Source organism: Cytobacillus sp. FSL R7-0680, from assembly GCF_038009245.1.
GTDB classification, from domain to species: Bacteria; Bacillota; Bacilli; order Bacillales; family Cytobacillaceae; genus Cytobacillus; species Cytobacillus kochii.
In genome coordinates, this window is the sequence record NZ_JBBPAO010000001.1 from 3,656,570 (window position 1) to 3,679,917 (window position 23,348).

Annotated in this window: 19 protein-coding genes; 13 read left to right on the forward strand and 6 right to left on the reverse strand. The window is 35.9% G+C overall.

Going from position 1 to position 23,348, the window contains the following annotated elements:
* Positions 1-23: 23 nt before the first annotated feature.
* Together MKY26_RS18265 and MKY26_RS18270 are read left to right on the forward strand one after the other, a co-directional pair.
* The gene (locus MKY26_RS18265) at positions 24-380 is read left to right on the forward strand and encodes a type II toxin-antitoxin system RnlB family antitoxin (RefSeq protein ID WP_341098281.1); all 357 of its coding nucleotides are present in this window, start codon (positions 24-26) and stop codon (positions 378-380) included.
* A 735-nt stretch (positions 381-1,115) separates the two neighbouring features.
* Positions 1,116-4,877: an nSTAND3 domain-containing NTPase gene (locus tag MKY26_RS18270; protein WP_341098282.1), complete on the forward strand. Its 3,762-nt coding sequence runs from the start codon at positions 1,116-1,118 to the stop codon at positions 4,875-4,877.
* A gap of 60 nt (positions 4,878-4,937) precedes the next feature.
* Here MKY26_RS18270 and MKY26_RS18275 read toward each other — a convergent pair whose 3' ends face one another.
* The gene (locus tag MKY26_RS18275) at positions 4,938-5,288 is read right to left on the reverse strand and encodes a hypothetical protein (protein ID WP_341098283.1); all 351 of its coding nucleotides are present in this window, start codon (positions 5,286-5,288) and stop codon (positions 4,938-4,940) included.
* A gap of 693 nt (positions 5,289-5,981) precedes the next feature.
* Between MKY26_RS18275 and sigY the strand changes: the two genes are divergently transcribed.
* The 7 genes from sigY to MKY26_RS18310 all read left to right on the forward strand — a co-directional run bounded on the left by sigY (position 5,982) and on the right by MKY26_RS18310 (position 10,813).
* Complete coding sequence (sigY, locus tag MKY26_RS18280) at positions 5,982-6,512, forward strand: RNA polymerase sigma factor SigY (RefSeq protein ID WP_341098284.1); 531 nt, start codon at positions 5,982-5,984, stop codon at positions 6,510-6,512.
* A complete protein-coding gene (locus MKY26_RS18285) occupies positions 6,499-6,843 on the forward strand; it encodes a YxlC family protein (protein WP_322910593.1) in 345 nt (114 codons plus the stop codon). Before sigY ends, MKY26_RS18285 begins: the two co-directional genes overlap by 14 nt.
* A 299-nt stretch (positions 6,844-7,142) precedes the next feature.
* On the forward strand, positions 7,143-7,346 hold the full coding sequence (locus tag MKY26_RS18290; RefSeq protein WP_095371097.1) for a PLD nuclease N-terminal domain-containing protein: 204 nt from the start codon (positions 7,143-7,145) through the stop codon (positions 7,344-7,346).
* Positions 7,346-8,251 carry an ABC transporter ATP-binding protein gene (locus MKY26_RS18295; protein WP_095371096.1) on the forward strand — a complete coding sequence of 302 codons (906 nt, stop codon included), beginning with the start codon at positions 7,346-7,348 and terminating at the stop codon, positions 8,249-8,251. Before MKY26_RS18290 ends, MKY26_RS18295 begins: the two co-directional genes overlap by 1 nt.
* Positions 8,248-9,027 carry an ABC transporter permease gene (locus tag MKY26_RS18300; RefSeq protein WP_095371095.1) on the forward strand — a complete coding sequence of 260 codons (780 nt, stop codon included), beginning with the start codon at positions 8,248-8,250 and terminating at the stop codon, positions 9,025-9,027. Before MKY26_RS18295 ends, MKY26_RS18300 begins: the two co-directional genes overlap by 4 nt.
* Positions 9,028-9,360: 333 nt before the next feature.
* Positions 9,361-10,101 carry a CPBP family intramembrane glutamic endopeptidase gene (locus MKY26_RS18305; protein WP_095371094.1) on the forward strand — a complete coding sequence of 247 codons (741 nt, stop codon included), beginning with the start codon at positions 9,361-9,363 and terminating at the stop codon, positions 10,099-10,101.
* Between the two features lie 235 nt (positions 10,102-10,336).
* Positions 10,337-10,813, forward strand: coding sequence for a DinB family protein (locus tag MKY26_RS18310; protein ID WP_322910590.1), 477 nt, complete (start codon positions 10,337-10,339; stop codon positions 10,811-10,813).
* Positions 10,814-11,117: 304 nt separating this feature from the next.
* On the opposite strand, the gene MKY26_RS18315 is transcribed toward MKY26_RS18310, so the two are convergent.
* From MKY26_RS18315 to MKY26_RS18330, 4 genes are all read right to left on the reverse strand, one after another.
* Positions 11,118-11,852: an SDR family NAD(P)-dependent oxidoreductase gene (locus MKY26_RS18315; protein ID WP_095371091.1), complete on the reverse strand. Its 735-nt coding sequence runs from the start codon at positions 11,850-11,852 to the stop codon at positions 11,118-11,120.
* A gap of 245 nt (positions 11,853-12,097) precedes the next feature.
* A complete protein-coding gene (locus tag MKY26_RS18320) occupies positions 12,098-13,120 on the reverse strand; it encodes a zinc-dependent alcohol dehydrogenase family protein (protein ID WP_416337115.1) in 1,023 nt (340 codons plus the stop codon).
* 113 nt (positions 13,121-13,233) lie between these two features.
* Positions 13,234-13,620: a penicillinase repressor BlaI gene (gene blaI / locus MKY26_RS18325; RefSeq protein ID WP_095371090.1), complete on the reverse strand. Its 387-nt coding sequence runs from the start codon at positions 13,618-13,620 to the stop codon at positions 13,234-13,236.
* Positions 13,621-15,414, reverse strand: coding sequence for a BlaR1 family beta-lactam sensor/signal transducer (locus MKY26_RS18330; RefSeq protein ID WP_341098285.1), 1,794 nt, complete (start codon positions 15,412-15,414; stop codon positions 13,621-13,623).
* Between the two features lie 113 nt (positions 15,415-15,527).
* Between MKY26_RS18330 and bla the strand changes: the two genes are divergently transcribed.
* Positions 15,528-16,415, forward strand: a complete 888-nt coding sequence (gene bla / locus MKY26_RS18335) for a class A beta-lactamase (protein WP_307316863.1) — start codon at positions 15,528-15,530, stop codon at positions 16,413-16,415.
* A gap of 153 nt (positions 16,416-16,568) precedes the next feature.
* On the opposite strand, the gene MKY26_RS18340 is transcribed toward bla, so the two are convergent.
* Complete coding sequence (locus MKY26_RS18340) at positions 16,569-17,306, reverse strand: SDR family NAD(P)-dependent oxidoreductase (protein ID WP_095371087.1); 738 nt, start codon at positions 17,304-17,306, stop codon at positions 16,569-16,571.
* Positions 17,307-17,489: 183 nt separating this feature from the next.
* Between MKY26_RS18340 and MKY26_RS18345 the strand changes: the two genes are divergently transcribed.
* The 3 genes from MKY26_RS18345 to MKY26_RS18355 all read left to right on the forward strand — a co-directional run bounded on the left by MKY26_RS18345 (position 17,490) and on the right by MKY26_RS18355 (position 23,071).
* Positions 17,490-18,089 carry a TetR/AcrR family transcriptional regulator gene (locus tag MKY26_RS18345; RefSeq protein ID WP_340977286.1) on the forward strand — a complete coding sequence of 200 codons (600 nt, stop codon included), beginning with the start codon at positions 17,490-17,492 and terminating at the stop codon, positions 18,087-18,089.
* A 282-nt stretch (positions 18,090-18,371) separates the two neighbouring features.
* Complete coding sequence (locus tag MKY26_RS18350) at positions 18,372-19,559, forward strand: DUF4317 domain-containing protein (protein ID WP_095371085.1); 1,188 nt, start codon at positions 18,372-18,374, stop codon at positions 19,557-19,559.
* Positions 19,560-20,395: 836 nt separating this feature from the next.
* Positions 20,396-23,071 carry a YhgE/Pip domain-containing protein gene (locus MKY26_RS18355; protein ID WP_341053632.1) on the forward strand — a complete coding sequence of 892 codons (2,676 nt, stop codon included), beginning with the start codon at positions 20,396-20,398 and terminating at the stop codon, positions 23,069-23,071.
* The last annotated feature ends 277 nt before the right edge of the window (positions 23,072-23,348 follow it).

Genomic DNA, 23,348 nt, shown 5'->3' on the forward strand with positions numbered 1-23,348 from the left:
TAGGGATTAAGGTGATAATGATGATGAAGAATTATGAAATTCATAAACTTAATAATGAGTACCCTTATATTGTATTTTCAACCTCTTATATAAATCCGTTAGAAGAGATTGAAGATATCGAAAAGGAATTGAATTCCCAATTCCAGGGGAAAGTATTGTTTGATCTTCTCTTGTCCAATGGATTAACATCTAACAGGTTTTTGGAAGCTGAATTTGATGGTAGGAAGTTTCAATATAGCTCTATTAAGCCGGTAATGAATTTAGATGATTTAATTAAAAATGAGTCTATCCATTTTTACCGTGAAAACCATGATTTGCTTCAAAATAGTGTTTTACCTAATGCACATAAATTCCTTATAAAACGAGGACGTTTAATGTGAAAATATTTTCAGTAAGAAAACCAGCTTAGCTGGTTTTTTTATTTGTATTCTGTGTTCAATCTGCTTTAACGGTTAATTATTAATATTCTCCTATTTTCTGTAATTCGTTATAATAAGATTATGGATATTAAACAGGGGGTGTATACAATATGTTACGGTTTTTGAGAAATTCATTAATTATCTTCCTAAGTAATAGATTCTGTTATCTCTTTAGCAACATTTGAATAAAAAGGGAGAAGATTTTAACCTTATCTTTTTATTACAACATCTATGATTTCATTCAGCAGTTTTTGGGGTAATGGAAAAGAAGCGGACGACTAAGGGGTTTATTGATAACATATTGATTAAATGCCAAATAGTCATAGCACCAACTATTTAGTCAGGTGCTACTGCTTTTTTGACCAAAACCATATATGACGGTATATTATTTCAGGTGGTAAAAAGCTGCTAACCTTGAATAACAAGAGTCGGTTTTCTCATGTTTCTTCACTTTATAGGTGCAAATAAAAGAATGTAAGAAAATGCTCTCGCTTTACAGCGCAGTTCACAAAATTATTATACGATGATCTATACACATGAAAGGCTCTATCCGAGTTGGTTGGAGGCTTTTTTTATAGCAAATGGTTTACGAATACATTTGGTTATATGTGTATATTCGTCTAAGTACGTACCAATTAATGGTATAATATTTTGGTCGAAATGATAATTAATACTGTTAGATATGGGGGAATTATTTTGTCTGTAGAGTTATCTGGACCACAGGGGTATGAGTATCAATATTTAATGACAATTCTTGTAGCTCTAGAAGCATATCAATATTCTGGTGCCCAATTAATTGTAGAGGCTGAGGGGGGAGAAGATGCGGAATTGCGTATTCCTACCAATGGTGGCATTAAGACAGTTGAGGTACAAGTTAAAAGCGAGAGTGCACCACTTGAGTTGAGATCCATTACAACGTGGTTGGCTCATTTCCCGGATCACAATGCAGATAATAATTTGCTATCTAGGATAGATTCAGATGATTTTAGATCTGCTCTTTTCATTGCAAAAGGTAGGTGTACTGACGAAACACAACTTTTTCGCACAAATAACCTGGGAACACATAATTCATATCCTTTAGTAAGAGATAAGGTGGATAACCTTTTGGGGATTCTATCAGAGTGTTATATGGGAAAACCTGGCTCACTATTTGAAAACAGACACCAATTTTGTGAACAACAATCTCGATCTTTTGCTATGAGAAAGCGCGAACTTCAGCGATTGTCCAAACGAATTCTTGTTTGGGAACAGATGGATACACAAAGTGTTAAAAGGAATATACTTAGTAATTTAAATATGGACCACTCAATTCCTCAGGGGCAATGTGAGTCGGTGCTTAGGATGCTTGATGATGCAATAAAAAATGCTAGGAATGAAAGAGAAGATGTGATGCCCGAAGTAGTTAAGATTTTAGAAGGAAATGCTAGTGAAAGGATGTTTACCGGATACCATACTAGTCGTCAAGATATTGAAATTTGTTATCAGCAGCTTAAAGAACAGCATGTACTTTTACTCACCGGGATTTCTTTTTGCGGCAAGACTCATACTGCTGAATTTATAGCAGAAAGATTTAGACGTGAAGGATATGTATGTTCTAAGGCACCCACGGTGGACGACGCCATAAGATTTCTAAATGATGTAAGCATCGAAAATCGCCTATGTATACTTGAAGATCCTTTTGGCGGGACTGAATTATTGCTAGGATCTGCAGAAACTTGGGGGAAATTAAGCACGTTAACAACAAAAACAGGTAACCATAGAAAATTAATTGTAACATCCAGAATTGACTTAATACAGATGGTTACAAGGGAAACTAATATAGATAGATGGAAAATACAAAGTTTTGACTGGAATGATATAACTGTTTATGATTCAAATTTAGCGCTCGCCATTTGGGAGCACTATTGTGAAGTAAAACAAGTTTCCGAGGAAGTTAAAATAAAAATATCACAAAATTTAAATCGGTCAGTTTTACAACCGGGGCAACTTCGTCATTTGGCTTATAAGGAACCAGCCGATTTGGAAAATAAAAACGTTCAAGAATTAGAAAGGATGGCAAAGGCAGACGCTATTCAATTAGGACAAGCATTTATAAATAAAAGGGATAACGAATTAGAACTATTATTAATTGCATTAGGAATAGGTTTATCTCCCACAAAAGGAATTTCGGAAGATCAAATATTTAAATTAACTGAGAAGTTAGGAATTGAATCCAGATATAGATTTGAAGAGAAATTAGAATTTCTTGAAGCACATGGCTATATTAAATTTAAAAATAATTCTTGGCAGTTTACACATCCGACTTATTATGAATCAGCCATTTTTATAATCGAACATCAAGGGAGATTTAAACAAAAACGCATACTAGATATGGTTAACCTTGCTGTTTCCTCTTCGAGTAACTCAGTTTTATTGAATATTGTCAAGAAGTTTGAAAGCCTATTTCTAACATTTGCTGAATTCAAAAGTACAATCTTAGACCAAGCATTCCTTTGTTTAAATCATAAATCACCAGCTATTCGTGATTCTGTATTGCCTTTTATTATTTCTCAAATAGCAATTCTTGAACAAGACAAGCAGACTACTGTTATGCAATATATTGAAAACGGTGGGGTGGAGCGGCTTAATTTGATCTGGGAAAATGATATTCCTGAAATAATAGAAAATCCAGATTTTTCCTTACATGATATGTTAGGATTTAGGCAGAATGTTTATCTTGCTGAGGAAGAAATCAAAGATATTTTGGAAAAGCTAGCATATCCGGACCACGCTGACAAAGTCCCTTCTCAAGAAGTATGGATGGTTAGCAGCCAGCTTATTCTACTGCTGGATAAGCAAACCAACATTAGATACCTTAAGCAACTAATGACCTACGATGAAGAAATGATAAGAAATAAAGCGGCATACTTTATAATGTTAAACTTTGGCAATAATCCTGAACTTACAAATGTAGTGTTCCAAGATCCTCATCCTTTTGTTATTAAAAATGCCATTCGCGGTTGTTTTCAAGCGTGGCCAACTCTATTAGATGAAACACGTCAAGAATTAATTCAACAAATCCTTAACGTATTAAAAAAACCTGATATTTGTGCTGCTATCAATAATTTTATGATTAAATTTTCTAATAAACATAAGCGAGACAGTATTGATTGGGAAGAAGTACATGAATCTTGGGAACCTGTGGTTTGGCAACTTTGGGCTAGACTCTTCCCTGTCTTTCTTAATTCTGTTCCAACTAGGATACTAGACGTCGACCAAGGATACTTATTTACTACCTTTGAAGCGTCTGTAGAATTTCTAGATGATGAATTGAAATTTGATATTGCTCAAGCTTGGTATAATTGGTTAGAGCGTTACATAGAAAATAAACTTCCGCAAGACTACGGTTTAGGAATTGCGAATTTTTTATTAACACATATATCGAAGCCTGACAATAGATATTCACTAGGTAAACAATTATTACACTTCGATGATTCTAATTTAGTTGCGGTTTCTTTGACAGAATATATAAGTGCTTGGGATAAACTTAGTGTAGATGAACGTAGTGAACTCTTAAATGTTTTTCAAACTGATAGGGGTGACTTGAAATGGCTTTGGGCTATTGTACTAACAAGAAGGAACGTACCGCAAGAAATCCTAAATTTAGAACCCGGGGTTTCAGCAATATTAAGCCAACCGATTGAAACATGGAGTGAATCTTTACCTGACAATGTATTAAATGATTGTTTAGCTGTTGTCACAGGTTATTACTCAATATTTGACCACATTGGATTAGTAGAGACCGATTATGAGACATGGAGTAAAGTTACAATCCAAGTTTTTCATAAACCCTATCACTTGGCGTTCCCTATTGCAATTAAATGGGTTATCAATAAAACTTTTAGAGGTGCCTTTAAGAAAGAGGATGTAGCTACTATAGAAAATGCATGGAAGAATTTGTGTGTTAACCCGGATAAAGAAATTAGAGATTCCTGTTTTAAAGCTATATTAGAGGAAACGATAAGACACAATAACCCTTACAGTGAGAAATTATGGGCATTGTTTTTTGATGCAGTTCCTGAGGAGGAAGAACAATGTTATGTAGCACAGATTATAAGTCGTATCGAACGTATTTCGAGAAACTGCGACTGGCTTAGTGAAATTTTCGGAGGTGAGATAGAGAAAAAATTATTATATCATCTTCCAGATGATGTATACCTCCTATCCTTACTATTTGAGACGAAGGAATTACCAACAGGGGAAGTTTTTGCGCTGATAGAGGATGCTTTATCAAAATATAAACCAAGACTTTTTAATACTATTAACCAGATAAGACGGCGGCTGAATGTTAGTCATTTTTATGGTGGAACACCTCATTTAAGAGAACTAATAAAATCAATAATAGATGAAATTTTAGACAGGAAAATTATAGATTCCACTAACCACGAAATTGAAAATTGGATTTTTAGTCATAAATGAGGTTTTAGCTTAATTGTGAGTTAGGAGCCAAATTCGGTGGTGACTAACATGGATATATTATTATGGAAAGGGTCTTAGTTGAACAAATAGGTTATATTTGACCACATTCTCACCACCAAACATATATACATCTTTGATGGAAGCACCAGCAGCAAACAACAAACTTGCATGTGTGTGCCGGAAGGCGTGAACATTTATTTGTTGCAGCTCCGGGTTCTTAAGATAAATCCTCTCTAGCTTTTCATTTAAGTAAGCTAATCGACAATAATCCATTTCATGTTTTAACTGATTATAGACCGTAAAGATGTGTTGCTTATCATCAGATTGAAAAGGTGCGGCAAGTTCTAACTTCAAATAGCAATGTATTTGCTTGCTGCGCCATTTTTTTAAAAATCGCAAGAGTTTCACCATCCGCTAACCACACTACGAGAGGCCTTTGTTTTTTGATGTATGAGGCTGTTTTTTTCGCTCGTGTGAAAGTGGTTAGTAATATAGCAAATTCAAATGAATAGTGAAAATACCTCCGCTGTGTGCTTCGTTGCACCTTTCAGACTAGCATAACTAAGTAGCTGAACGTTTAGTGATATGTCACAAGAATTTTCCGTTTATTAAAGAGATTTGAAGTTCTCTCTACAGAAAAGTTGATTAAATTCACTAATTATTATTGTATTAATATAAGTTAATTAATCGAAGAAGATATAAAGACCCTCTCGAATGAGAAGGGCTTTTATAAAAAAGAGCAATCTCATTAAATAAAATAAGATAAGAAATGATTAAAATTTAGATCTTATAATTTTACTAATACTAAATTTTGATTATCCCTTGTTTTTAATTCAGAGAAATTCCTTAAGTATTAATCGTAACTCTATTTTTATTTGGTTGTCAGTAACCATTGGTTCGACAATTATCATTATTCCTCACTAGTATCTAACTTAATAGTTCGTTGTTTATCCAATATGAGCGCTTTTCCATTTGGAATACAAGTCATCATAACAATTACTAATAGTTGGCTAAATGTTTTTTGTAATTCTTTATTTTAAAAATGAACGATTTCTCCCAGTTAATCGTATTACATATAGATTATTATTGTATGGAGTAGATCTCATGGATGAAAAGGATTTAATTCAAAAGGCGACAAAAGGAGATACATTGGCGCTTTCGAAACTGCTACAACAGAATTATTCGTTTCTCGTAAAGTATTTAATGAAAGTTACCCTTCATCCACAAGTCGCAGAAGATTTAACGCAAGAGACGATGGTGAAGTGTATTGAAAAAATCCAACTGTATAATGGTGAATCCAAGTTTTCCTCATGGCTCATCACGATCGCAACGAACCTTTTCATCGATCAACAGCGGAGAAAGAAGCTGGAGAAAAACTGGCTAGAGCACGAACAAGCGCTCCGAAAAATGAAATGGAATGTAGCAAATATGAATGAAGAATGGGCAGATGTACTTGATATACTTGCCCAAATTGATGAAGAAATACGTATGCCAATCGTATTAAAGCATTATTACGGATATTCATATGGGGAAATTGGGAAAATGATGGGTCTAGCAGAAGGAACAGTAAAATCTCGAGTGTCAAATGGTCTAAAAAATGTACGAAAGGAGTTGGCTGATCTTGAAGGAGAATGATTCTAAAAATAGTAATTCTATGTTGGATGATGAAGATGAATTAACGGTTAAGCAATTAACAGATGGTTTAGAAAAACTGGACCAATGGAATCCAGTATCTACTCCAAACTTACAATGGTTTCAACAGAATGTTGAATTAGAGAAAAAAAGAATACGAAAAAAACAATGGAAAGACCTTCTCACGTTTATCTCTGTTGCAGTATTAGTGCTTTCAGTTGTGATTGCTGTCGTTTATCGCCAGCCAATTCTTTTTCTTTATTTTCAGCTTGTGGGGATTATCTTACTGCCCGTCGCTCTTAACAAAACTAGAAAGAAGGTCAGTAATGAATGAACTCAAATGAACTAAGTAGCATATCGCTTTGGTTATGGCTCGTGATTGCGTTCATTCTGATTTGCCAGAGCTCGTGGATGTTTTGGGACGCGCGAAAGAGAGGACACAATGCTTGGCTATGGGGCTTCTTAGGTCTTATTCAATTTCCAACGTATCTTATTATCTATCTTATTTTTGCAAGGAAAATATTTAAAAGAAAGGTCTCAGGATCAAATTCCTGAGATTTTTTTTTTTCGTGAGTGAACGAATAGGCAAACGTAATCGTATTAAGGATAAATAAACAGTTTGGAGGAGAAAAAATGAATGAACTGTTAAATGGAATCCCATGGGGAGCGTTTGCGCCAATTATTGTCTTACAATTAATTCTTATGATTATCGCATTAGTTTCTTGTATTAAAGAAGAAAAAACGAACGGACCAAAATGGTTGTGGATTCTTGTTATTCTCTTTATCGGCATAATAGGGCCAGTGCTTTATTTCGTTGTTGGAAGGAGAAATGATTAATGGAATTATTAAAGGCAAGCGATTTAGTAAAAAGTTTTGGAAATACGAATGCTGTTAAAGGAATCAATTTTCATATTGAAGAAGGCAGGTGCGTTTCATTACTTGGACCAAATGGAGCAGGAAAAACAACAACATTAAAAATGCTATCCGGATTGTTGGCACCGACTTCAGGTAGTATTGATTTTAAAGGGGGAAAACCAAAGGATTTAAGGCCGTATATTGGGTATTTACCTCAATATCCTGCTTTCTATAATTGGATGAGCGGAAAGGAGTTTCTTGTTTTCGCAGGACAATTGGCAAAAATGAATCGTAAGGAAGCAGAAAAACGGAGTGAGGAATTACTTGAACGAGTGGGTCTAACGAATGCAAAGAAAAGGAAAATAGGGGGTTATTCTGGTGGAATGAAGCAGCGCCTCGGATTGGCACAGGCACTCATTCATCGTCCGAAATTACTTATTTTAGATGAGCCTGTTTCTGCACTCGACCCACTTGGGAGACGGGAAGTGTTGGACATGATGAGAGAGATTAAAGAGGAAACAACCATTCTTTTCTCAACTCATGTCCTTCACGATGCAGAAGAAATAAGTGATGACATTCTTATCATGCATGCTGGGGAAATTGCGATATCAGGTAGCCTGGGAAGGGTAATGGAGGAATATCGGCAACCTATTTTACAAATCGAATTCGAATCACCGGCTGTTGATTGGCTAAAGAGCATAGCGAGTTATAGCTTTGTATCTGAAGTAGACATTCAAGGTAATAAAACCAGCATCGTATTAAAAGATATGGTAAATGGAAAGCAAACATTATTAAAAGATATCGTGGATAGAAAACTTCCGATTCGTAAGTTCGAGATTTCTCAAACAACATTAGAAGATTTATTTGTCAAGGTGGTGAAGGCATGACGCAATGGACTGTTCTTTATCAAAAAGAAATAACGGAAATGGTGCGGAATTATAAAATTTTATGGATTCCAATTGTGTTTATTTTGCTAGGTGTTATGCAGCCGGTTAGTTCGTATTATATGCCGGAGATTTTGGACACTTTTGGGGGTCTTCCAGAAGGTACAATCCTTGAAATGCCTACTCCAACAGGGGCAGAAGTATTAATGAATGTTCTATCTAATTATGGGATGCTCGGTGTACTTATTCTTGTTTTGAGTGCAATGGGTATCGTTTCCGAAGAAAAACAAAGTGGAGTAGCAGCTATGGTCATGATTAAACCAGTTTCTTATTCCTCATATATATTATCTAAATGGGCTGGGTTACTTACAATTACATTCGTTTCATTGCTTATTGGATATGTAGCTTCTTGGTATTATACGAGTTTACTCATTGAAACAGTCGCTTTTGAGCGCGTTTTTCAAAGTGTAGTGATCTATAGCATATGGTTAGTTTTTGTTGTTACATTGACGCTTTTTTTTAGTACGATAATGAAAGGAAATGGAGGAGTTGCTTTTGTTACAATATTTGTGGTCTTTGCCATTTCGACAGTTACATCCCTTCTAGGAAAGTATTTGAAATGGAGTCCGGCCACGATGACTGAGCACACAGGACAGGTCTTGCTGTCAGGAAAACTAGATTCTAGTTTCTTGTTAGCTTTTATTACAACTATTGCTATTATTATCGTCGTACTCATCGCATCTGTACAAATATTTAAGCGAAAAGACTTATTGGAATAAAAAATCCTTTTTCATACATTTTTATCCATATAACACTTCGCAAAATGGTATAAACTTGTAATATCAATGTTAACCCTCTTTGTTCTTAATGAGCAAGGAGTTTTTTTAAGTCTAATTAAGGATTTGAAGGGCTCTAGAATCAAGGATAAATAATTATATTGTGCAATCTTGCAAGAGCATGTAACAACAGGGGAGGAGCAAGGAGGGTATTAATGTCATTTTTAAATCATCCAATCTAAGTACAATTCATTTACCTAATATTAAATTTCCTCTTGTATCTCACGTAACGTGAGTTGTTAATATTAATTCACAATCTATCAAGGAGGATAAATTATGGAAATTGGATTTTGGCTTATTTTAATTACCTTATTGCTTTATGATCCGATTGTTGGATACTTAGACTTTCAGAAATTTAAAAAGGATGTACGGATAAAAGAGCATGCAAGATTAAAGTACTACTACAAAATAATATATGGATTATGGATACCCATCATTTTCATGCTTGGCCTGGTTTTACTGACAGAACTGTCTTTAGGGCAAATAGGATTCACATCACTGAAACTTAATACTTCTGTTTTAGGTAATGTTTTCAGTTACATCATTTTAACCTTAGGAGTATTTTATCTTTGTTTAGTTTTGTACTATATAATTGGTTATTATTTAAGTTCTAAGATTAGGCGTGAACTATCCATAAAAAAAGCGGGGGAAATGGAGAATTATGAGTTTACTCCGATATTGCCAGTTAATGATAAAGAGAAAAAAGTGTGGAATTTTGTATCATTGAGTGCGGGGATAACGGAAGAAGTTCTTTATAGAGGTTTCTTAATTTTTGCACTAGCCTATTTATTTCCTGATTTATCAATATGGGGAGTCATTATTGCCGCATCTTTTATATTTGGATTAGCACATACCTATCAAGGGGTTTGGGTAGGAGTTGTAAGAACTACTATTATAGGTTTTTTATTTTCTTGCCTATATATTGTTTTAGGATCAATTATTCCACTAATTATTTTACACTTCTTAATTGATTATCTTGCTAAATTAGGTGATCAAGGTCATGCTGTTGCGAAATGAGTGAGGGATGTTACCCCTAATTACTGTTATGGCAGCTTGTAACTAAAAAATTTGGAGTAGGTGTTAGATGAAACAAAGGGGAAACGTAGCAGGATTCAATATTCATTTTCTCGCTTGAATGATAAAAGGAATCGCCCTATGTTTCCTTTTTTTAATGTCAAGTTAGTTTTAGGAGGAAAAATATATTAAATGCCGAACTAATTATATTAAATAATACACAAAAAGGAGAAGAGTCATGAAAGAAGGTCAATTGGTACTTTTTAATCAGTTAGAAGCTTATCGACAAGATTTATTGGATAGTATAAGTGGGGTAAGTGCAGAGGCAGCTGAGATTGTACCCAACCATTTTAATAATAATATTAGATGGAATATGGGACACGTATATCTAGATCAGTATTTATGGATTGAGACTTTAACAAAGGAGAAAACGGAGGCTCCAGAATCTTTCCGAAAATGGTTTGGATATGGTACAACACCGGATAATTTTTCTATGGAGACACCTTCTTATATCGAACTAAAAAAATTGTTGGAGGAGCAACCTAAGAGGTTGAAGGAGAGCTATGGACATCGTTTAGAAGAATTATTTTCTCCAACTGAAATGGGGATGCGAACGATTGAACAAGTGTTAATTCGGACCATCTTTCACGAGGGAATACATTTGCAAGCTATAAATGACATAAAAAAATGTTTATATTTGCATGAAGCGATATAAACCCTTAAAGGAAACTGGTGTAGAAGGAAAGGCTCTTCCTAAGAAAGTCGGCATCAAGTGGAAACAAAGAGGTAGCTTATGCAGCCCCTTTGTTTTTTTGTGGAAAATAAAACGCTGTAAAAAATGTAGTAAAGCCAAAAGTTGTTTCATGCTTGGTGAGATAAACTTTTTCCTTCACAAACGGGGTTGAGCAATTCAGTCAGACAAAAGAGGCTCTATGAAGTTACTATTAGTTCATAGAGAAAATTACAAACATGACGATAGGACCTTCTTTAACAAACGCATTTCTCATCAAGAAGTGTAACTACCTTAGATATCCACCATTATTTATATCGAAAGTTGCCCCCGTATAATGCTTTGCTCTATCTGATAATAAGAAGACAACAGTATCAGCCACATCTACAGGGAGGACAGGTGTATGAATGAGTTGCTGTTTTAGATAATTCTCTTTTCTCCAATCAGGAATCGTATCCATCATTGGAGTAGTAACCATAGTAGGAGCAACAGCATTTACTCGGATATATGGTGAGAAATTTAATGCACAGCTTTTAGTTAAACCTAATATAGCAGCTTTTGATAACCCATAAATTGCATCTGAACTGCCTTCCATTCCAGATACGGAAGACATATTAACAATAACTCCCGGGCGCTTGCTTTGAAGCAACTTTTTACCGAACATTTGTGAGAAATAAATAAACCCTTTAACGTTTATATCCAAGACTTTATCCATTTCATCTACTTGATAATCCAGTATGTTTTTCGCCAAATACACCCCTGCATTATTTACTAATCCATCTACATCTGTATGTGCTTCTTCAACATGTTCAAAGAATTTAGCGACCTCTTCATAGTTACTTACATCTAACTGATATGTATGTAGAACATAGTGATTAGCCATGGATTCTTTTAATTCATATAAAGAATGTTCATTAATATCGCATGCAATTACTGAAACTCCCTCATGTAAGCATTGTTTAACAATTTCTTTCCCTATTCCAGAAGCCGCTCCTGTTACGATTACTTTCTTAGTTTTAAGCACTTATTATAGCCCCTCTCTTTACATGGTTACTCTAGACAGTATTATTTATCCAAATAACTATTTCCTTCTTTTTAGGTCAATTTATTGGTATCTATTAGTGGCTTTGTCGTATTGATTATATTGGGTCTTATTCAACATATGAGAAATAATAAAAAATACAAGTAGTCCTTCAAGTGCATTGTCATAATGAAAAGAGTCGAATGAACGTTGTTGTTCATTCGACCCTTTTTTAGATTCAATACTTATCAGTTGATTAGAAAAACCTTTCCTTTACGATTTCGATAAGACTCTACAAAATTGACTGCTTCTTTTACTTTTATCAAGTCGAATTGAGCATCTGCATTCTGGAGTTTTAACTTTTTATTAGTGATTAAGGCTATCAGGTGATTAAATGTTTCTTGCCAAGTACTTATCGAAACTCTATTATTCCAATGTCGTAAATGAAATATTTTGGCGTTTACTTTTGCCTTATTTATGATTTGTGCCCAGTCTACTTGAATTCCTGATAATAGTCCTATAGTTAAAAAGGTTCCAGTTGGGTGAACGCTAAATGCTAAATTAGTGCCTGCAGGACCTCCTATTGAATCAATGGCTGCTTTGGCCCCGAGTCCATTGGTTAATTCCATCACTGTTTCATGCAATGGGCTGACAGAGGTGTTTATAACATAAGAAGCACCGAGTCTTAGTAAATCTTTTGAGTATTTCTCATTTCTTGTTACAGCTATTAATCGGAAGCCTATTACTTTAGATAATTGAGCAAAAATATGCCCAATCGAAGAACCACATGCGTTTACCAATAAGACATCATTTGGCCTTAATTTTAATTCTTCCACACATATCACCCATGCTGTTATTGGGTTTATATACATCTGAGCAGCTGTAAAGTCATCAATAGAATCCGGTATCGGCACGGTAAAGTCTGCTGTTGTTTTCACAAACTCTTGCCAAGTACCTTCACCTCGTAAAGGTAAGACACGCTTACCAATAAGGTTTTGAGATACTAATGGACCAACCTCTTCTACAATACCTACGCCCTCATAACCAGGAATATTAGGTAACGGAATACGGTGAGAATATGCACCTTTAATGGGAATTAAATCAGAAGGGTTCATTGGTCTTGCTATCATACGTACAAGCACTTCATTATCCTTAGGAGTGTGGATACTTTTATATTCAATTTTTAATACGTCTTCGGGATTACCAAATTCATAGAACTTAATACACTTTGCTTCCAAAACAGTAATTCTCCTTTTCCATAATCTCAACATTGCTATGGCGCTAATAATCATTCAGACCCTTTTATTATCATGGTGTATTTGAAAATAAAAGACACCAGAAACCCCAAAATTGTAGGACGCGTTTCTAGTGTCTTCATACTTCCCTATTCCTTCCCTTCAGGTTTCTCATTCAATATCGAACGCAGTTCTTTGATGTCTTTGTCTGATAATTTATCGTCTTGGATAAAGTGGACGAGCATGGATTTGAGTGTGCCGCCGTAGATGCGTTGGATGAATGATTGTGTTTCTGCCTTTTGGCACTCTTCTTGGGAGTAGAGTGGGGAAAAGGTGTACACTTTCTGGCTCTTGTCGACAGCTACGACTGACTTTTGGACGAGACGGTCGAGCAATGTTCTGATGGTCTTTGGTTTCCAATCAGTATTTTTTTGTAAAGATTGGATGATATCGTTAGCTGTTCGTGGTGAGTGATCCCAAAGGACATTCATGATGGCCCATTCGGATTCTGAGATATTCGGTAATGTTTCCCCCATTTATTGTGCCTCCTTGCTTTCGTAAATCCCTAATTCTTTCAAAATATCTCTCGTGATTTGTATTGCCTTTTGCCCATCTGGTTGTCCTTCGTCTTGAATATTTGTGGCAAAGAAGTAGGTAGTTTGCTTTGTTTCGACGTAACCTATAAACCAACCGTTTTTGTTTATACCATTAATGGTTCCTGTGCCTGTTTTTCCATATAAGCGGTAACCTGTGTGGCTTTCAATTAATAGTGCATCTTGCACCTTGGCTGTATGCTCCTTTTTAAATCCTAATTGATGATGATAAAAAGATTGCAAGAGCTCGACTTGTTCAACTGGTGAAATCTTCAAGGATGATTCATTCCAAAAGTCTTTTACGCCTCCTGAAGTATCGGTGTTGCCATAATGTATACGTTGAAGATTTGTTTGTAACGCTTCCTCACCAGCCATCGTATCTAAGCGTTGGAAATACCAATTAACTGAGTTTTGTAGAGCAGAAGTTAAGTTGTGATCTTGTTTCCAAGCCGCAAAAGGTTGGTTTCTGCCATCCCACGAAAGGGTGGAAGCTTCCTCCATAATGTACCCTGCATCTAATGCAAATAAAGCACTATAGATTTTATAAGTAGAATCAGGTGAGATCCGCTTCATGCCATTCTCGCGGTTATGAATGACGTATTGATTTTTCGCTTCATCATAAAGGACGAAACTTCCTTCAAACCCTTGAAAGAAAGGTGAGAGATTTCGCTCAATGATGCTCTCGTTTTGAAAGTCATATGTCTCTTCTGCTCCGATTTCGAGTGCAGATACGAAAGGTAGCTGAGCAATTAAGATAAAGAGAGTTAAAGTATAGAAGCATACTGTTTTTTTAAATGAGTATGCTTTTTTTGTACGAAAAGCAGCAATACGCTCGATTCGTTCTTTCATTTGTCGTTTGCCACTTGTGAATTCTGCGGTTAGTGGCAGCTTCCTTTGCATAGTAGATGCGAAATTAATCATTGTATGCCCATAACGAACGACAGCTTTGTCATGGTAGAGTAACTGTAAAACTGCCTCATCACAAGCCATTTCTCTATCGGCTTTCATTCTTTTTGAGGCAATCCAGATGAGCGGGTTGAACCAGTAAATGACCTGGAAGAAAATCATCACATAGTTTGTAAGTAAATCTTTATTTTTATAATGACTTAACTCATGTAGAAAGATATTTTCATAGTCCGTCATGGTTAACCAGCTTTGCTCTTTTTTTGGGATGACAACGACACTATGAAAAAGGCCAAAAATGAGTGGTGAGTGAGTCTCGGTTGAATAGCGGACGTCGATAGTTCTTTTAATCCCTAGTCTTTTTTTACATGATAGAAAAAGAGCCTTAATATTTGGGTCTTCAACTGGTTGTGTTTGGGCCTTCAACCTTTTAAGTGCGAAAAAGCTAATCAAAAGTAAAGATAGTAACACAAACACACCGAGTAGCCATAGAATCATGAGCGGTACATTTAAGAAAGAGAAATCAATCCTTTGAACCGAAACAGAGAAATCTTTAATGAATTCGTTTGTCATTACACCTTGGTTTTCTTCAATTGCCACTGTTGTACCTTCCTTTTGTAATTCCGGAATTTGCGGTTGTGCGGAAAACAAAGAAGGTAATGGTATAGGGCATAAAGGAATGAGCAGTGTTAGGAAAAGCAATATCCACAAGTGGTTAAGTGATTGTGCTTTTATTTGGTTTTTCATCCAATTACGTATAAGTAGGATGGTAAGGATTGAAAAAGTGGAAATGATCAACCCGTTGAGAAAGAAACTTATAAAGATCTCGCCCACCTCCTTTTTTAAAAAAAAATTTGACAATTAGGATTACATATGTAATATTGTACTACAGATGTAATCAGACTACAAATGTAATCTGGTATTAAATTTTAGGGAGTGGTTTTTGGATGAAAAAAATGATTGTTGGTTTATTTGTTGCTATGTTATTACTCGTCGGTTGTTCTAAAGAAAATGAAGTGAATGGTGGGGAAGTGAAGGCAGAGGATGTGTCGTCTGGCAAGTTTGCTCAGTTAGAAGAAAAGTATGGTGCTAAATTAGGTGTATACGCTATTGATACAGGTAATGAAGAAACGGTTGCCTATCAAGAAGACGAACGGTTTGCGTATGCCTCGACATTTAAGGCGTTAGCGGGGGCGGTTTTATTAAAGGAAAACCCGATATCAATCTTAGATGAAAAAAGAATGTACACAAAAGAAGACCTTGTTACCTATTCACCGATTACAGAAAAATATGTCGATGAAGGAATGACATTAAGGGAGATTGCGAAAGCAGCTATGCAGTATAGCGATAATACAGCGGGAAATTTATTGTTTGCAGAATTAGGTGGACCAGATCAGCTTGAGGAAGCACTAAGAGCGATCGGTGATGATGTGACAGAGATGGACCGGTTGGAGACAGAATTAAATGAAGCCACTCCTGGGGATACGAGAGATACTAGTACCCCTAAAGCATTGGCAACAAATTTAAGAATACTTGGATTAACGGATGAATTATCGGAAGAAAAAAGAGAAATTTTTCAGGAGTGGTTCAAAGGAAATACAACTGGTGATACCTTGATTAAATCAGGAGTACCAACAGATTGGATCGTTGGTGATAAAAGTGGTGCCGCATCTTATGGTACAAGAAATGATATCGCGATTGTATGGCCGCCTAATGATGAACCAATTGTGATTGCCGTATTGTCGAATAAGCAGGAAAAAGAAGCCGAATATGATGATCAATTGATTGGAGAAGCAACCGAGATTGTGCTTGAAACATTGACTCAAGTGAATTGAGATCAAAAAGTGTTATTGGGAATAAACTGCCTAGATAAAATTGATTGTTCATAGCTGTTTTACAGTAGAAAATATGTCATTTCTGTCCCTGCATCATCATAAAAAAACCCATTCTGACCATAAGTCAAAATGGGTTTCTTACTTTATTTATAATTATTGTGCTGTGTATCCACCATCAATAATTAGGCTGTTACCAGTCATGAAAGAAGAATCATCGCTAGCCATAAATAATACTGCTTTTGCCATTTCTTCTGGTTTACCTAAACGATTCATTGGTGTAGCAGCAGTTAAACCTTGTCTATCTGCTTCTCCAAGAATTGGTGTATCGATAAATCCTGGGCAAAGCGCATTTACACGGATATTGCGTGCTGCATACTCTAAGCCAAGCGAACGAGTTAAGTTCACGACACCTGCTTTGGCAGCGTTATATGCCGCACTTCCAGGTGAGCCAACCCAACCATACATAGAAGCTGTATTGACAATAACACCGCTTCCTGTTTTTAAGAATTCTTTAATAGCAGCTTGGGCAACTAAGAATACCCCATCTAAGTCCACTTCTACTGTTTTTCTCCACTCTGCATAGCTTAGCTCTTCAGTTGGTTTTACTGCGCCAATTCCCGCATTATTAAATAAAATATCTACTTTACCGAAAGTATCTAATGCTGTAGTAAAGATATTTTTAACTTCTACTTCACTTGTTACATCAGCTTTAAGGAAAACCGCTTCTGCACCTTGTGATTTTAATTCAGCTTCAAAACTAGCACCTTTTTCTTCGTTCATATCAACAAGGACTAATTTTGCCCCTTCTGAAGCAAATAATTTTGCAGTTGCAGCACCAATACCAGATACTCCCCCAGTAATAACAGCTACTTTATCTTGTAGTTTGCTCATGTTTCTTCCCCCTATTATAATGAATGTGTCAATACACTTAATTGAAAGTGTTTACAAATAAATTATAATACGATGATAGATAGGTTCAATCAGCAATAAAATTGTAATTGTGTATTCATTAGACATATTAGGTATAATTGTCTATAAACCAGCAAAATTTTGTTGCATAAGGAGAAGGAGCGAATGCAAAACAATTGGTCTACCCCAAGAAGAGATCGGACGAAGATGCACCTTCAACAGGCTCTGATTGCCTTAACGAAAGAAAAGGGCTTCCATTCTGTTTCTGTCAAAGATATCGTGCAGCATGCAAAGTATAATCGAAGTACGTTCTATGTTCACTATAAAGATAAATTTGAATTAGCCGATGACCTCTTGTCCACCAATCTAGCGGCGTTAGAGGAATCTTTTGAAAGGCCGTTTAAACTTAAGAGAGAGGTTAGTACAAACCTATTGGATAATAGGTATTTTCATATTATCTCATCCATTTATAACAATCGGGAATTTTATGATTTAATCAATTATGTCGACACCATTCCCGAACTGCATACGAGGTTTCCACAAACAATACTTACGATATATCAGGAGAAGTTTGAATTTAAAACAATTAATGATCTCCCGGTTAATATGGATTACTTTAAGCGATACACAGCATATGGATTTTACGGTTTATTAGCCAATTGGATTAATACAGGCTTCCAGATATCAAAAGAAGAATTGATTAAAGAAATTATCATACTATCTCAGGCGCATATGGCTTCGGTCAAATATTTAGATAAACATTAAAAGTGGCAAAAAAGTAGGCTCCGCTATTACAAGCTTGTTCGGACTATTTTCCTCATGGACCACTTTTTAATTCTTCATCATGTTCATTGATTCACAATCGGGTTATAGTTCTAGTATAACCGCTTGTGCACATTTTCACAAACTAATTTTAATTGATATTCGTTTGGAAACAATCTATGGAGTTAAGTCATCCATTAGCCCATTTAATTATGTTAAAATGAAAAGATAAAATTCAGTTGATTGATCCATGGTTTGCATAATGAATTAAGGGAGAATCCATTTTTGAATAAAAAAGATATAGCTGACTTTAAAAAACAATTTAAGATGAATAATGATTTATTAAAGATTAAAGATATTTTTAATGTTTATATAATGAAGGAATCTAGTGAAGTTTATCACCATCAAAGCACGCCATTTGAAATGCTTGAACAAGAACAGCAGGAACTTTTCTTAACCAACTTCAAAAAAGTACTGACAGGCCAGTTGGATCAGAAGTTGTTTGAATTGAAATTCCAGCGAAATATAGAGAATAGTAGCCAACTGATACTTCATCAAGCGATACTTACGAATGATACGGATGAATGGAAAGGGCATATGTTGGATCTTGTGGAAAAGATGTTGAAGGATAAACAGTACGAAATGGATATTGTCGTTACGTTTATACATGGTGAATATTTAAAGCCTACGAAACGGAGTAACGAAGAGACCGAAGAAAGCAGCCGAGATGCGGTTTATGCCAATCCTTTTATCTTATGCAGTATCAACAAGACGATAGATCCCAAAAAAGAGCTACTGTTTGACTATGTGGAGAAAGAATTCAAGTATCACTTTGTCGTTGATCCTGTTATCAATTTGAAAGTACCAGTTGGCGGATTTCTATTTCCTAGCTTTACTGATCATGCTGCAGATGTGAATCATGTACTCTATTCAGCAGGAAAGGCATATGAGCTGGATTATCATTTCATTGAAGAAGTATTAAATGCTGAAGAAGCTATGACAGCACAAGACGATAAGATTGTGTTTGAGGAAATTGTAAAGGATGTTGCAGGCAACCAGATTAATACGTCGATACTTGCCAATGTATTCGATGAAATCCAACGAGTGGTGGAAGAGAATGAAGAGCCTGATGCCCCGAAACTGGACTATCGCGATGTGGAGAAGGTTCTAACGACTAGCGGTGTGCAGGATGTCGATCGCCAAAAGGTAGAATCAGCTTTCAAAAAGGTAATTGACGATGAAAATTATGAGCTGAAAGCAACCAGTATTGTGCCAAAGTATACGTCTAAGTCAATTAAAATCAAAACAAAAGTAGCAGATATTTCTGTTTGTCCGCAGGATTTGCGCTATGTTCGTCAAATGCATGTGGATGGTAAGCTTTGTCTAATGATTGAAGTGGAAGAGAACACAGTGATTGAAGGCTTTGAAATGATTCCAGAAGCAATATTTAATAAAGTAAAAGATGAAGAATAAAGAAAGATTTATCCCAATAAGTATTTAATAAGAATGGGATATAAAAATTAGCCGCCTTAGCGCAAATATAAGGCGGTTAAGCGTGATTTACCAGTAAATTGACACGAGATATGACCTATCCACCCTCCTCATTTTAAATAGATTCCCCAAAATGCCTGTATTACATTGGCATACTTTTCGAATATGCGATTAGATAGATATAGTCCATTCAGTTCCACTTTTTCTTTATTCCTTGAATATATTTTTTAAAATATGAGCCGAAGGATTCCGTGGCTTAACAGAGTCCAAAGTAAGTGATGTTTATAGGACAAGGGTACGACTTGTGTATATTTTACTGCTGCAGCATGCAACATTGGATAATATCTACTTATTAATAGGGTTCATTCCACTATTCTTTTAAAATGAGTATAAAAACCATATAAAATAATCCAAACTAATAGAAGGTAAAGAACCCTAATCATTCGGATGCATCTGATATCATTATCCCAACCACTGATTGATGTGACATTTACAAAAAGGAACCCAACTCTCTATTTTTTAAATCCAATTTCAATCGTATCATTAACTTGTTAGGAGCTTTATTTAAACCTAACAGTAAATGATGTGGTTTCTTAAATGCCATATGCTTTCATCTGGCGTTGATAAAAAGTCTTTATATGCTTTTAAAATGTTTACAATGTACCAATTATTGCCCCTTTTTAAAGCGACGTCTTCTCGATAAGCAACCATTAATTTGTAATTTAAAATTTCCAGTGACTTTTAAATGGAAACTTCCAAAAGGATGTTGTATTCTTATAGGTATTGAATTGGGGTTTTCTGTTATTAGAAGGCCCATCATGAATAAGGAAGGTGGAAGATTGAAGCAGATTTTCAGCATTGTCAGGCAGGATTTTAGGAATTTACGCAGGGTACCGTTAGTTGCGTTACTACTAATCGGTTTAGCCTTTTTGCCGTCATTGTATGCATGGTTTAATATTGCTGCATCGTGGGATCCATATAGCGAGACGAGTCAAATTAAGGTAGCAATTGTCAATGAAGATAGTGGCACAGAGCTTGAAGGGAAAGAAATGAATATAGGGCAAGAGCTCGTTGATCAATTAAAAGATAATGATCAAATGGGTTGGACCTTTGTGAATAGGCAGGTAGCTGAAGAAGGAGTAAGAGATGGAGATTATTATGCTGCGGTCTATATTGACGAGGATTTTTCGAAACAATTAACAAGTGTGGTGGATGGTGAACCAGAGGCACCGGAAGTCAGGTATGAGGTAAATGAAAAATTAAATGCGATTGCACCAAAGATGACATCTGCAGGCGCTTCCGCATTAGTTGAACAGATTAGTGAGAATTTCTTAGCCGAAGCATCAAAAGCCCTATTCACGGAATTTAACAATATCGGTATTAAGTTAGAGGAAGAACTACCGACCATTCTTAAAGTGGAGAATAATATATTTGCATTAGAAGAACGTTTTCCGGAGTTAAATGAACTAGGTGAAAAGATTGTCACGTTAAATGAAGACTGGCCAGAGATGAAGGAAACAATCACAAAAGTAATTGCCCTGGAAGAGAAATTTCCTGAATTAAATCAAGGAGCACAGCACATACTCACATTAGAAGAAAAGCTTCCGCTCATCAATCAATTAGGTGATCAAGTATTGACATTAGAAGAGCGGTTACCAGAAATTGAAGAGGCAGCAGAGCGATTAACAGAAGCAAGTCAGCAGTTTGGAGAAGTATCAGATCAGTTAAATCGAGCGTTAAAAGGTGTTCAAACAGCGCAAGAGGTGATTGATCGTGTGCAGGAAGCTTTACCGAAAGCCAATCAAATGGCAGCTGATGCTGAAGAATATGTTAAAAGTCTAAATAGCTTTTTATCAGCAAATGAAGGGGCAATTGAGCCCATATTAGATGTTATTACTCAAAATGCAGTTATCATTGAAAATACGGCCAATTCCATTGACCAAGTACTTAAACAACTCGAAAATGACCAAATGAACAATTCGGTCAATCAATCGATTAAAGATTTACAGCAACAATTGCAAACAAATATTACATCAGTTAATCATGCGATTGATATGTTTACGGCGTTAAATCAAAACGGTCAATTTACAACGGTGATTGATTCATTAACACAATTATCACAGCAGTTAACAGCACTTAATGATTCCCTAGCGCAAGCGGGCTCAGGTGAGTTATCAAAAGAGCAAATCCAAGTACTTAGGAAACAGGCTCAAGATACCGCTGCTCAAGCGGGAAGACTTGTTGGTTTTATGAACAATGGTGGAAAGCAAGAGATCTTAAATGCCATGCAACAATTGAATGATACAGCACAAAAAGCTGCGGGCGATTTAGAGAAAATTCAACAAGAAATGCCGAATATAGAAGAAGTGCTAACAAATGCAGAAGGAATTGCTGAGACAGGTGAAGCACAGCTCAATCAAATCATTGCTGACTTACCGGCAATCGAGGAGAGCATAGGTGAGATTGTTGCCAAGATTGAGACGGATTTACCGAAAGCAGTTGATGCCGTTCATAAGGCAAGCGACTTTATACGAAATGACCTTCCAGGTGTGGAAGAAAAAGTTCATCAAGCAAGTAACTTTGTCCGTAATGACCTCCCTAAAATTGAGTCAGAATTCTCGCGAATAGCGGGCTTAGTGAATGAAAACCTTCCTGAGGTGGAAAAAGGACTTTCTGAAGTTACCGCGTTCATTCAAGGGAATCTTCCTGCGCTTGAAGATTCGGTCCATAAAGCAGCCGATGATATTCGAGATTTTAAGGCAAATAATGATTTGGGAGAAATCATTGCGTTATTAAAAAATGATATCCAAAAAGAAAGTGAATTCTTTAAAGAGCCGGTAAAGCTTGTTGAGGATCAATTATATCCAATCCCAAATTACGGTTCAGCGAATACACCCTTTTATACTGTGTTATGTTTATGGGTAGGTGCACTGTTATTAGCGAACTTATTAAAAACAGATGTCCACCCAAAAGATATGAAAGAGGAGTATTCTATTCGTCATGTTTACCTTGGCAGGCTTGTCCTATTTTTAATCGTTGGCTTTCTACAAGGGTTAATTGTTAGTGTTGGTGATCTTCTAATTCTTGGAACTTACGCAGCAAATCCGGTTTGGTTTGTGATATTTACTGTCATTATTGCGATGATGTTTATGACAATGGTCTATACGATTGTCTCAATCTTTGGCAATATTGGTAAGGCGTTAGCGATTATACTCATGGTATTGCAGTTATCAGGTGCAGGCGGTACTTTCCCGATTCAAGTTGCACCAGCATTTTTCCAAGCGATTAATCCATTCTTACCATTTACACATGCGATTAATATTCTGAGAGAAGCAGTTGGAGGCATTGTCCCTCATGTCGTCTGGATGAGTTTTCTATACTTATTTCTCTTTTTCGTAGCCTCTTTAATCTTAGGGCTTGTACTAAAAAAACCATTAACGCCTTGGTTAAAGAAGACAGCGGAGAAATCTCGTTCTAGTCGATTAGTTGATTAATATAGAGCTTTTTGTCACTTATCGTGGCGAAAAGCTTTTTTTGATGATGTACATCAAATTTTTTCGGTGATTTAATTTACAGAACAGTGATTGTTGGTGGCGATAATTTAAAGGGAGTGGGGGCAGATCTTTTTACGAGGTTGGTAATTAGGCAAGTCGCTCTGTTTGAAAATGTGAAGGGGTACAATAGTTACAAGGGAAAGCAAAGGGATAAGTAGCGCAAAACAGATTTGTGACGTTCCTTAGTGGAAGCGTAAATGTTTAGCAGTTCTTTTCG